Origin of the sequence: Kluyvera sp. Awk 3, assembly GCF_028069715.1 — a bacterium.
In the GTDB taxonomy this organism is placed as follows: Bacteria; Pseudomonadota; Gammaproteobacteria; order Enterobacterales; family Enterobacteriaceae; genus Kluyvera; species Kluyvera georgiana_A.
Window position 1 is genome coordinate 1 of the sequence record NZ_JANEWH010000166.1, and the last position, 8,866, is coordinate 8,866.

Genomic DNA, 8,866 nt, shown 5'->3' on the forward strand with positions numbered 1-8,866 from the left:
TATATTAACTGTGTCGTTTTTTGAAAGTCCTGATTGTAAAAATTAAGTAGATTTAATCCACATGAAAATGTGGTTCACCAGCACTATGCGGATAAAGCAAGTGTTGGTGATATCTATTCACTTTTGCAGGAATGAACAAAGATGCAATTAATTAAATGGGCTTGGGCTATTGGCTTGACGACCACCGTATTCACCGGTTATGTGCAGGCAGGAGATCAGGGCCATGGTAAGGTTACATTTACCGGAGCAATTATTGATGCCCCATGTTCAATCACTCCCGATAGCATTGAGCAAACAGTCGATCTTGGCGAAATTTCTAACAAAGCCCTGATGAATGGGGGAAAATCACGTCCACGACCATTTGATATCAAATTGGAAAGTTGCGATCTCTCCGGACTCACAGATAAAACGGTCACCATCACCTTCACCGGCTCAGAGTCCAGTGCCCAGCCGGGCTACCTGGCGCTGGTTGGCACCGCCAAAGGCGCGGCAATCGCCATTACCAATGATGAAGGTACCAATATTCCACTCGGAACACCCAGCACGGCAACGAAAACTCAGCAAGGGGATAACACCCTGACCTATGCCGCTTATTTGCAGGGCAATGGTGCCTCTTCGTCCGTTGTGCCGGGCGACTTTTCCTCGGTTGCTAATTTTACCCTGGCCTACCAGTAAGCCGAGTCTGGCCTTACGCATTTTCGGTACGGTTTTTATATGCGGGGTACCTATGAAATGTAGTGCTTCATTTGTCACGCCTTTGCGGCTGCTGTGGTTAACACTGCCATTTTTCTCCGCGAGCGTACTGGCGACCTCCGTTGGGGATCAGGGGCATGGAAAGGTCAGCATGCAGGGGGCAATCATCGATACGCCCTGTGCGATTAAGGTCGATAGCCGGGATCAGGTTATCGACCTTATCACCTTGCCGTTGGACCAAATTATCAGCACCGGTGTTGGACCGTCGAAGTCGTTCAGTATTCACCTCGAGAACTGCGCGCTGGAGCCGATGTTGCCAAACCATCCTGACTGGTCACATTTTAGCGTCACTTTCGATGGCGCTATCACTGATGGAACATTGTTTGCCTTGGGTGGTGAGGCCCGTGGAATTGGTCTCGAAATTATGGATGCGGCGGGAAACCGTATGTTACCGGGTATCGCTTCTTCTGAAAGGCAGATAATGCCTGGCGCCATGCGTCTTGATTACAGTCTACGTCTGGTGGGTAACCATCAAAAACTGCGGGCTGGTGCCTATCAGACGACGGTGCGTTTTAAACTGGATTATTTTTGATGAGGCAAGTTTTTAACTACTCAGGGATTGCGCTGCTGGTTGCGCTGGCTATACAGGGAGCGCCGAGCCTGGTATATGCGGCGGAAGCTATCCAGTTCAATACCGACGTGCTGGATGTTGGTGACCGGGCGAAAATAGATCTCAGCCAGTTTTCTCGCGCCGGTTTTATCATGCCGGGAAAGTACCATATGGTCGTGCGTCTGAATAAGACCGAGTTGCCTGAACAGCCGCTGAATTTTTTCGCGCCGGATGATGACCCAAAGGGGAGTGAGGTTTGCCTGACCCCGGATCTGGTCGTGCAGCTAGAACTTAAATCTTCCGTGAAGAACTCGCTCACATGGTGGCATCACGATACCTGCTTACAGTTGGTCAGTTTGCCTGGTGCCAGCGTCCGCGCGGATCTTGGTAGTAACACGCTATATCTGAGCATTCCCCAGGCGTATCTGGAGTATACCGCTGAGAACTGGGATCCTCCCGGAAGTTGGGATGAAGGAATCGGTGGGGCGATTTTCGATTATAACCTCAACGGACAATCCTCTCGCTATGCGGTGGGAAACCGTCGTGAGACGAAGTCACTGACCGGTAATGGGACGACCGGTTTTAACCTCGGCAGCTGGCGTGTACGCGCCGACTGGCAAGGGCGCTATAGCCATAGTGATGGAATGAACAAGGACGAACAACGTGAGTGGGCGTGGAGTCGATATTACGCATGGCGAGCTCTACCTACGCTTAAGGCGAAACTGATGTTAGGCGAAAACTATCTTAACTCAGGATTGTTTGACAGTTTCCGCTATACGGGAAGTAGCCTGGAGTCGGATGACACCATGCTGCCGCCAAATCTCCGCGGCTATGCGCCGGAGGTGGTTGGTGTCGCCAGAACTAACGCTAAAGTCACCATCAGCCAGCAGGGGCGCGTGCTCCACGAAACCACCGTCGCGGCGGGGCCGTTTCGTATTCAGGATCTGAATACGGCGGTCTCCGGCACGTTGGATGTGGCAATCCAGGAACAGGATGGCAGCGTACGCAGTTTCCAGGTGGATACCGCCAATATTCCCTATCTGACACGGCCGGGAATGGTGCGTTACAAACTGGCAATGGGTAAACCGTCGGACTACCGTCACAACAGCCTGGGACCGGGATTTGTGACGGGGGAATTTTCGTGGGGTGTGAACAACGGTTGGTCACTGTACGGCGGTAGCCTGCTGGCGGGCGAATATAACGCGCTGTCAGCGGGGATCGGACGCGACCTGCTGGCTTTAGGTGCGATCTCATTTGATTTGACGGAATCTCATGCCGTACTGCCGCACGCGGGCAGTAAAACGGGTGGATCCTGGCGTCTTAGTTACTCTAAACGCTTTGACGAATATGACAGCCAGGTCACTTTTGCGGGCTATCGATTTTCGCAGCGTAATTTTATGAATATGTCTGAGTTCCTCAACGCGCGCTATCACGGCATTGCGGGTAATAACAACAAGGAGCTTTACACCATTGCCTTCAATAAACAGTTTCGGCAGATCGGGCTAAGTGCCTACATGAACTATAGCCACCAGACCTACTGGGACCGACCAGATAACGAAACCTACAATTTCTCGGTATCACGCTTTTTTGATGTCGGGCAATTGAAAAACCTGGGTCTGAATTTCTCCGCCTACCGCACCTTTTTTAACCATACCCGTGACGATGGCGCTTACCTTAGTCTCTCGGTGCCGTGGGGAAATGGCGGAACCTTTAACGTCGATAGCCAGGCGGGAAGTTCAGGCAATGGCGCAACGGTGGGTTATTTCAACAGCATTGATCTGAACAACAGCTATCGACTTAAAGCCGGTGTTGCTCAGCAGGGACGGGGAACCAGTAGCGCGTATTTTACCCATAAAGGTGATGTCGCGGAACTCTCGGTTAATACAAGCTACGAACAGGGACACTATCGTTCATGGGGCGGTGCCATCCAGGGGGGGGTTACGGCCACAGCGCAAGGGATGGCGATGCACCGGGTAAGCAGTATGGGCGGGACGCGCATGATGGTGGATACCGCTGGCATAGCCGGGGTACCCATTCGCGGCTACGGTGCGGGAACGCAGACGAACCGTTTTGGCAAGGCAGTGGTCGCGGATATCAACAAAGGCTACCGCAGCAGCGTCAGCGTGGATGTTAACGATCTTGCCGATAACGTGGAAGCCACGCGATCGGTCGTGCAGGGAACGCTAACGGAAGGGGCTATCGGCTATCGCCGTTTTGGCATGATCGCCGGACACAAATCCATGGTGCGATTGCGTCTTACGGACGGCAGTGCGGTGCCATTTGGCGCGGTGGTGGTCAGCCATCACGAAAGCCAGGCAGGGATCGTTGACGATGATGGAATGGTGTGGCTAACGGGGATGGTGGCAGGAGAGAGCATGCGGGTGATGTGGGATGGGCAAACGCAGTGCGCAATCATGCTGCCAAAACCCTTACCGACAACTACCCGTATTCTACCGTTAACTTGCTCACCGCAAATTTAACACCTCAACTCTCCGCAGCCGTGGAGACAACATGCGGCCCGGCGTATTTATGGCGGGCCAATAACAGCGAGTATCTCTGTATGAAATATCATTTATTACCCACGATGGCTGGCGCGGCTCTGACTTGCGCACTGATAAGCCACGGTTCTCAGGCTGCCGTCACGCTCGATCGCACTCGAGCGGTGTTTAACGGTGCAAACAAGTCAATGAGTTTGAACATCACCAATCAAAACAAAGCATTGCCATATCTGGCACAGGCGTGGATTGAAGATGAATCGGGAAACAAAATCAGCGGCCCGATTGCGGCGTTACCGCCATTGCAGCGGGTAGAATCAATGGCTAAAGGGCAGGTGAAGCTGCAGCTGACTGATGATGCACAATCGCTACCGCAGGATAGAGAGTCAATTTTTTATTTTAATCTAAGGGAAATCCCGCCTAAGAGCAGCAAAGCAAATACCCTTCAGATTGCGTTGCAAACGCGAATTAAACTGTTTTATCGCCCCGCTGCGCTACAGCTCAACCGTGGCAACGCCCATGATCTTTGGCAGAAAAAACTGGTGTTAACCCGCCAGGGTGAGGGCTATCGCGTCAGTAATCCCAGTCCTTACTATGTGACGCTGGCCGCCGCTTTCAAACAGCCTGACGGTAAACCTGTTTCGGGATTCGACCCGGTAATGATTGCGCCTTTCAGCGAATCACCGCTCACCGTGAAGGCAGGTGCGTTAGGTGATAAACCGGTCTTGACCTGGATTAACGATTATGGCGGTCGGCCAAAGCTGATATTTAGCTGTCAGCACGATATTTGTCGGGTTGTGGACAGTAAGGCCGGATAAGTGCCATGACGATGATTGAAACGATGAATGGCGCAGGATGGCGGATGGTGCAGGCGAGAAAAGTTTTCGCGATGTTGCTTGTTGCCGGCACCGTCGGTCTGCCATCTGTGGCTTGCGCCGATCCGGACAACTGGAAGGTGGAAGGAGAACACGGCGAGTTGCACGTTTACGGCGAGTTTGTCGAGGGCGCCTGCCGTCTCGATATGGCCTCGCAAAATCAGGAGGTCACGTTGGGGCGGATCCCGGCGCAGGTTCTGAGCAAGGTCGGGGCCCGCAGTGAGGCGATAGCTTTCGTTTTGCGCCTGCGCGACTGCGTTCATGTTGGTGGCAATATGCTCGACCAACGTACGGGCAATCACCTTTGGGATCGTTATCAGCCTATGGTCAGCGTGACGTTTGTCGCCCCTGCGGATGCCGATACGCCTGAGCTTATTAAAGTCGAGGGCATCACCGGAATGGGGCTACGTATGACTGATAGTGCGGGTCGCAATGTTCGTCTTGGGCAACGCGGCGCGCCACAGTTCGTCACCCCGGGGAACGATGCGTTGATTTACCGCGTTCAGGCGGAAAGGACGGCGCAGGCGCTAATGTCGGGCGAATGGCGCGCAACGGTGGGGTTCGAGCTGAATTATGACTGAGGAACGCTTTATGAAGTCTCTGACTCACAGCGTGGCCGCGATGACGCTGCTCGTGGCCGCTAACTCGGCTGCCGGGCCGGGCTCCAGCAATGTAAATATCAGTCTGACCGGCGAGGTCATCGCGACCGCGTCCTGCAGTTTTTCTAATGGCGACCCCATTAAAGTCGAATTCGGCGATGTTTATATCAATGAGATCGTTGGAACGACCTATCGCCAGATGATCCCCTATCAGGTGAACTGTAAAGGTGATCCGGATGGTAAAACCCTGCAGATGCAGGTTGCTGGTACCTCGGCGGACGGTGATAACAGCAAGCTTAAAACGGATGCCAACGGCCTGACGATAAAATTGCAAAATGGCAGTGTGACTTTACCGCTTAACCAATGGTTTGACTTTAATAATGCCAGCCCACCTACGTTGTATGCGGTGCTGGAAAAACAAAACGGCGCCCGGTTTCAGGATGGTCAAGCGTTTAACGCTACGGCAACCCTGAAGGTGGCTTATAACTAAGGCGAACAGGATGAACTATTCCATTATCAGCCGACAATCTCTGTGCGTTGCACTTTTTTTAGTTGCCCTTTGCGGCACCGGGCCGGTTCTCGCCGTGGCGACGGGAGACAGCCGTGATATCGCATTTCATGGCACCTTGAGAATCCACCCCTGTCATATCAACAACGATCGTGACCTGAGTATTCATTTTGACAATGTGGGTATTCATAAGGTGGACGGGCAGCGTTACAAACAGACTATTGGTTACCAACTGGTCTGCGATGATGTCGACCCGATGTGGCGTTTGACCATGATAGTGAAAGGCAACGCCACGTCGTTTGACGCCAGCGCGCTGAGCACCAATGCCACAGGGCTGGGAATCCAAATTCGTCAGAACGGCCAACCATTTGAGCTCAACAAAGCGTTGGATATCACCTATCAGAACCCGCCTACGCTCGAAGCCGTGCCGGTAAAAGATCCCAACGTTAGCGAGCTGACTGAAGGCGCGTTCAGCGCAACCGCAACCCTGCTGGCGGAATATCTATAAGGAGAGTGGCATGAATAACATCAGCAAGCGGCGCATCGTGCTCGGCATATTACTCCTGAGCGCGGCGCAGGGAGTTGTGGCTGCCGGAGGTGGAGTAAAAGAGGTCAGTAATAATCTGCACTTTGATGGCCAATTGGTTGCCGATCCTTGCGAACTTGACCCAACCTCTACTGCAATTACCCTTGATTTCGGCACGGTGATAGATACCTACCTTTATTTGCACACCCGCACACATGCGCAGCCGTTTGTCATCAAACTTAAAGAGTGTGATCTCACGCTGGGCAACCAGGTTGAAGTGACGTTTAAGGGCACCGAGAGCACGGAGCTTCCAGGTCTGTTAGCCGTAGCTTCGCCTACCGATAGCGGGTTGGCCATCGGAATGTCGCTGCCTGACGGTACGCCATTGCCTTTTAATAAAACGATACCTGCGTTTTCTCTTCATAGCGGTAATAGTGAGCTGGAGCTTAATGGCTACGTGATGGGTGAACCTGGTGCGTTGGCAAATCGCACTTTGCGTCGTGGCGTATTCAGCGCGTTGGCGACTTTTGAGCTTAATTATCCCTAGGAAAGATCAAATGAAAACAACATTGCCTTTGCTGGCATTTTTGCTGCTTCAAAGTGCGGCTGCATCGGCCTACGAGTGTGCTTCGATAGGTTGGCACGGTGGTGACGCTGATATCCATGTTAACATCAGTTCAGATGTCAGCACCGGGAAAAACAGAATTATCGATCTCGCCCCACAAATTACCTGTACAAATACGGCAGGACAGAAAGGATGGATAGATACCATGTGGCTGGGGAGTGATGGGGTAAAACTTGATAGTACTATTTTTAAAAATCTTAAATATGGTGTGTTGATCTCAGGTGTGGATCATCCGTCGCCGGTATCAGAGACGAAAATTTTCGATCTCGACGACGGCGAATCAAGACAATTGCCCGTCGTACTCTATTTTGAATTAACCTCGCTGGGTGAGGAACTTCATATCAAGTCCGGTGATAAACTCGGTAGCATACGATTCGTGCAAACGAATAATCACGGCGAGCGTCATAACTATACCTGGAAGTTCTTTGCGGCGAATGATGCAGATATTAATACCGCTACTTGTAAAGTTTTATCCGGTTCAACTTTTAATGTAGATTTGGGGCAGATAGAACGTGGCGATATTGTCTCTGGCGGCACATCATCACAAACTATAAATAAAGATTTCAACATTGTTTGTGATGCCGCACATACTGTAGATTTTGATGTCAGAATGAGCCTGGTATCTCCTGCGTGGAATAATAAGGCGATTCGAACCAGCAATGATAATCTGGGGGTGGAAATGCGCTGGAATGGCCAGACGGTCAGCGACGGTGTGAGTCAGAAGTTAAGTGTGACGAACGGTAGCGCGACTGTGCCATTAAGTTTTACGCCAGTTAAGCCGGCCTCACTGAGTTTTGATGATATTGCAACGGGGGCATTTACTGCTTCGGCTACCTTAATTTTGACGCAGTATTAATAGGCTCAATAGCGTTTTTTGATAGAGAACATTCTGTTCCCTGTGTTAGATTTTAACCATGGATTGAGTCGGAGGTAATGATAATTTATGTTATCAATACAACTCCGGGTAAAGGTAACCACTCATGTAGCATGAGGATATTGCTTTTGGGCGAACAGGGACGTTCGCAATTCCATATGATTATTTCTCTACAATACGGTGATATGGGACAGCAGAGTTTATTATTCTACTGATGTGTTTTCTGTTGCTGAGCTAGTCAAACTAAAAATAAACAAAAATGGATTAGGATGTGAAAATTCTTTCGAGGGATACTTATTTCATTTCTGGGATGACGAACATTATTAAGCGGATGCCAGTTTTCAATACTGATGATCTTATCGTTTTCGATACCGGGCAGCACTATGTTTATATCTTTCACTCCGCTGAGTTACAGAAACATAAGATATCAGACCCATATCGTGCATTGCTGTACTTTTGTGATTATCGGATCATGCGTGATGCGCCAGTAAAGGAATATATTCAATGCTTGTTAACCGAAGAGACGAATAAGGAGCTAATCCCGAGTTTAAGCGGCAGAGAAGAATGGGTCATTAAGATATTGTTTGGCGAAGCTGATGCAGACGAATTGAGCGAGCGGTTGTGTATTAGCAGAAAAACGTTCAGTGCGCACAAAGTTAAAGTTTTACGTAAGTTTGGGGTCAAGAATTTGAATCTGCTTCATTCGTTGCTACAGACATGGACGGAACACTGGCCTTACATTCAATCAGAGCTTCACTGTGAAGCGACATAAACATGTCCTCAAGCCATGAGGAAAATCTATTTCTCAGTTTTCGTCTATAAAAAATCCACGCAATTGCGTGGATTTTAGCCTTCCAATTCTAAGTCAGATTTTGTCAGCAATTCGGTGAGTGTTCTTTATGCGCCCACGAGTAGCCTGGCCAGTCAAAGCCGTCAGGCTGGTTGTTGTGCCGTGGCGTGGTGAGCACGTCCAGGGCATCTGCCCGCGTGCGTACCGTGGCATTCCTGTAATAAGATATTATCGGTGCCATAAGCCGTGTATAATTAGAGAGTTAATCTAT

Annotated in this window: 10 protein-coding genes; all 10 read left to right on the forward strand. The window is 50.6% G+C overall.

The genetic code is table 11. From position 1 onward, the window contains the following. The first annotated feature begins 141 nt into the window (after positions 1-141). On the forward strand, positions 142-675 hold the full coding sequence (locus NNN71_RS21990; RefSeq protein ID WP_249023178.1) for a fimbrial protein: 534 nt from the start codon (positions 142-144) through the stop codon (positions 673-675). Between the two features lie 52 nt (positions 676-727). After that, entirely contained in the window at positions 728-1,285 is a 558-nt protein-coding gene (locus tag NNN71_RS21995) for a fimbrial protein (protein WP_271459336.1), read from the forward strand. Beyond that, on the forward strand, positions 1,285-3,783 hold the full coding sequence (locus NNN71_RS22000; protein ID WP_271459337.1) for an outer membrane usher protein: 2,499 nt from the start codon (positions 1,285-1,287) through the stop codon (positions 3,781-3,783). The genes NNN71_RS21995 and NNN71_RS22000 overlap by 1 nt, the downstream gene beginning before the upstream one ends. Positions 3,784-3,863: 80 nt before the next feature. Continuing rightward, positions 3,864-4,616: a fimbria/pilus periplasmic chaperone gene (locus NNN71_RS22005; protein WP_167575701.1), complete on the forward strand. Its 753-nt coding sequence runs from the start codon at positions 3,864-3,866 to the stop codon at positions 4,614-4,616. 71 nt (positions 4,617-4,687) lie between these two features. After that, entirely contained in the window at positions 4,688-5,254 is a 567-nt protein-coding gene (locus tag NNN71_RS22010; protein WP_271459338.1) for a fimbrial protein, read from the forward strand. Continuing rightward, positions 5,247-5,762 carry a fimbrial protein gene (locus tag NNN71_RS22015; RefSeq protein ID WP_271459339.1) on the forward strand — a complete coding sequence of 172 codons (516 nt, stop codon included), beginning with the start codon at positions 5,247-5,249 and terminating at the stop codon, positions 5,760-5,762. The genes NNN71_RS22010 and NNN71_RS22015 overlap by 8 nt, the downstream gene beginning before the upstream one ends. A 10-nt stretch (positions 5,763-5,772) precedes the next feature. After that, positions 5,773-6,288, forward strand: coding sequence for a fimbrial protein (locus NNN71_RS22020; protein WP_271459340.1), 516 nt, complete (start codon positions 5,773-5,775; stop codon positions 6,286-6,288). Positions 6,289-6,298: 10 nt separating this feature from the next. Further along, complete coding sequence (locus tag NNN71_RS22025; protein ID WP_167575703.1) at positions 6,299-6,853, forward strand: fimbrial protein; 555 nt, start codon at positions 6,299-6,301, stop codon at positions 6,851-6,853. A gap of 10 nt (positions 6,854-6,863) precedes the next feature. Continuing rightward, entirely contained in the window at positions 6,864-7,787 is a 924-nt protein-coding gene (locus NNN71_RS22030) for a fimbrial protein (protein ID WP_163446175.1), read from the forward strand. Between the two features lie 289 nt (positions 7,788-8,076). Next, positions 8,077-8,577, forward strand: coding sequence for a LuxR C-terminal-related transcriptional regulator (locus NNN71_RS22035; protein WP_163446174.1), 501 nt, complete (start codon positions 8,077-8,079; stop codon positions 8,575-8,577). Positions 8,578-8,866 lie beyond the last annotated feature (289 nt).